The organism is Streptomyces sp. NPDC089799, assembly GCF_040684755.1.
Lineage (GTDB): Bacteria > Actinomycetota > Actinomycetes > Streptomycetales > Streptomycetaceae > Streptomyces.
The window spans coordinates 1-2,772 of record NZ_JBFBGR010000078.1 but is presented as its reverse complement, the minus strand read 5'-3'; the positions used below and the strand labels follow the sequence as shown (position 1 = coordinate 2,772).

Sequence of the window (2,772 nt, the reverse complement as noted above, 5' to 3'; positions counted from 1 at the left end):
GATGCCGTCGATCAGGGAGTGACGGCAGCCGTACTTGTTGTCGAACTTCGACTTCGTCACCGCGTCATTCACGTTGATCGCCGGGAACAGCAGGGCGCCGTCGCGGTGCATCTCGTAGAGGCGGTGGACACCGGTGGTGGTCTCCTCGGTCACGCCGCGGATTCCGGCGGCCAGCTCGACCCAGTCCAGCTCGCTGTCGCGCAGCAGCCCGTAGACGATGCGCAGCTCGTCGTTGTCGGCGGTGTCCGGGTCGGGCACGGTGCCGGCCTTGGCGAACTCGACGCCCTTGTGGACCAGGAGGGTGGCGTCACCGCCGTCGTCCAGGATCATGTTGGGGCCGTCCGCGCCGGGCCAGGTCAGCGCCTGCTCGGTGCACCACCAGTACTCCTCCAGCGTCTCGCCCTTCCAGGCGAACACCGGGATGCCGGCGGCGGCTATCGCCGCGGCCGCGTGGTCCTGGGTGGAGTAGATGTTGCAGGACACCCAGCGGACCTGGGCGCCCAGGGCGACGAGAGTCTCGATGAGCACGGCGGTCTGCACGGTCATGTGCAGCGAGCCGGTGATCCGGGCGCCGGCCAGCGGCTGCGCCTGCGCGTACTCGCGGCGGATCGACATCAGGCCCGGCATCTCGTGCTCGGCCAGGGTGATCTCCTTGCGGCCGAAGGCGGCAAGGGAGAGGTCCGCGACCTTGAAGTCCGTGAAGTCAGCGGGGGGCTGCGAGGACATGATGTGCACTCCTTGAGTTCATGACGTTGCGGTGGATCTCCACCGTCGCGGTGGAACGGTTCAGGGTGATGTAGTGCAGGCCGGGGGCACCCTCGGCGAGCAGCCGCTCGGCCATGGCGGTGGCGTGCTCGACTCCTATGGCGTGGCCGGCGGCCGGGTCGTCCCGTACGGCGTCCAGGCGGCGGGCCAGCTCCTCGGGGAAGGCGGCACCGCTGAGCTCGGCGAACCGGCCGATCTGCCGTACGTCGGTGGCGGGCATGATCTCGGGGATGATCGGGATGTGGCAGCCCGCCGCGGCGACCCGGTCGCGCAGCCGCAGGTAGTCCTCCACGTGGAAGAACATCTGGGTGATGGCGTAGTCGGCGCCGGCCCGGCACTTGGCGACGAAGTGCCGGATGTCGGTGGCCCAGTCCGGGGAGCGGGGGTGCATCTCCGGGAAGGCCGCGACACCGACGCTGAAGTCGCCCGTGTCGCGGATGAGCGAGACGAGTTCGCGGGCGTGGGTGAAGCCGTCGGGGTGGGCGGTCCACTCGGCCCGCGGGTCGCCGGGCGGGTCGCCGCGCAGTGCGAGCACGTCGCGGACGCCCGCGTCGGCGTACTGGCCGATGATGTGGCGCAGCTCGGCGACCGAGTGCCCGACCGCGGTCAGGTGGGCGACGGGCCGCAGGGTGGTTTCCGCGGCGATCCGCTTGGTCACCTCGACCGTACGGTCCCGGGAGGAGCCGCCGGCCCCGTAGGTGACGGAGACGAAGGACGGGGCGAACGGCTCGATCCGGCGGATGGCGTCCCAGAGGACGCGGCTGCCGCGGTCGGTCTTCGGCGGGAAGAACTCGAAGGAGAAGGAGGGCGTCCCGTCGGCGAACGTGTCCCGCAGTGGTCTCATGTGCGGCCTCCGGCGTTGAAGTACGACGCTTCGGGGTGGTGGACGACGATGGCGTCGGTGGACTGCTCGGGGTGGAGCTGGAACTCCTCGGACAGGTGGACCCCGATCCGCTCCGGCCGGAGCAGGTCGGCGATCTTGGCCCGGTCCTCCAGGTCGGGGCAGGCCGGGTAGCCGAGCGAGTAGCGGCAGCCCTGGTACTCGGTGCGGAACATGCCGTCCATCGAGTCCGGTTCGGATCCGTCGATCCCGAGGTCGGCGCGGACGCGGGCGTGCCAGTACTCCGCGAGGGCCTCGGCGAGCTGCACGGACAGGCCGTGGAGCTCCATGTACTCGCGGTAGGCGTTCGCCTCGAACAGCTTGGCGGTGGCCTCGCCGATCCTCGAGCCGACGGTGACGACCTGGAGGCCGACGACGTCGGTCTCGCCTGACTCCTCGGGACGGAAGAAGTCGGCGAGGCAGAGGCGGCGGCCGCGCTGCTGCCGGGGGAAGGTGAACCGGGTCCGCTCCCCGCCGTTCTCGTCGAGGACGATCAGGTCGTCGCCCTTGGACACGCAGGGGAAGTAGCCGTGCACGACGGCGGCTTCCAGCATGCCCTCGGTGTGCAGGCGGTCGAGCCAGCCGCGCAGCCTGGGCCGGCCGTCCGTTTCGATGGTGTCCTTGTCCTTGAGGCCCCACTGGCCCTTGAACAGGGCGGTCTCGTCGAGCCAGGAGGCGTAGTCCTTCAGGCCGATGCCCTTGATGACGCGGGTGCCCCAGAACGGCGGGGCGGGCACCGGGTTGTCGACGGCCACGTCGGAGCGTCCGGTCGCGTCGGGTTCGGACACCTGGAGGGCGGGGGCGGGCCGGAGCGGGACGCGGCGCTGCTTGAGCGGCGGGAGTTCGGCGCCGGGGACGCCGCGCTTGACGCCCATGAGCGCGTCCATGAGGCGGAGGCCCTCGAAGGCGTCGCGGGCGTAGCGGACTTCGCCCTCGTAGATCTCGTGGAGGTCCTGCTCCACGTACGCGCGGGTCAGGGCGGCGCCGCCGAGGATCACGGGGTAGCCGGCGGCCATGCCCCGTGCGTTCAGTTCCTCCAGGTTCTCCTTCATGATCACGGTGGACTTGACCAGGAGGCCGGACATGCCGATGACGTCGGCCCGGTGCTCTTCGGCGGCTTCGAGGAT

At 70.6% G+C, this 2,772-nt stretch carries 3 protein-coding genes; all 3 read right to left on the bottom strand.

Features of this window, described 5'->3' with window-relative positions:
* A partial coding sequence (locus AB0O36_RS36940) for an adenosylhomocysteinase (RefSeq protein ID WP_365118375.1) occupies nucleotides 1-726 on the bottom strand: 726 nt, incomplete at its 3' end.
* Nucleotides 704-1,609: a methylenetetrahydrofolate reductase [NAD(P)H] gene (gene metF / locus AB0O36_RS36935; protein WP_365118372.1), complete on the bottom strand. Its 906-nt coding sequence runs from the start codon at nucleotides 1,607-1,609 to the stop codon at nucleotides 704-706. The genes AB0O36_RS36940 and metF, both read right to left, overlap by 23 nt.
* Nucleotides 1,606-2,772, bottom strand: a 1,167-nt coding sequence (locus AB0O36_RS36930) for a vitamin B12 dependent-methionine synthase activation domain-containing protein (RefSeq protein ID WP_365118368.1), incomplete at its 5' end; no start/stop codon positions are given. The genes metF and AB0O36_RS36930, both read right to left, overlap by 4 nt.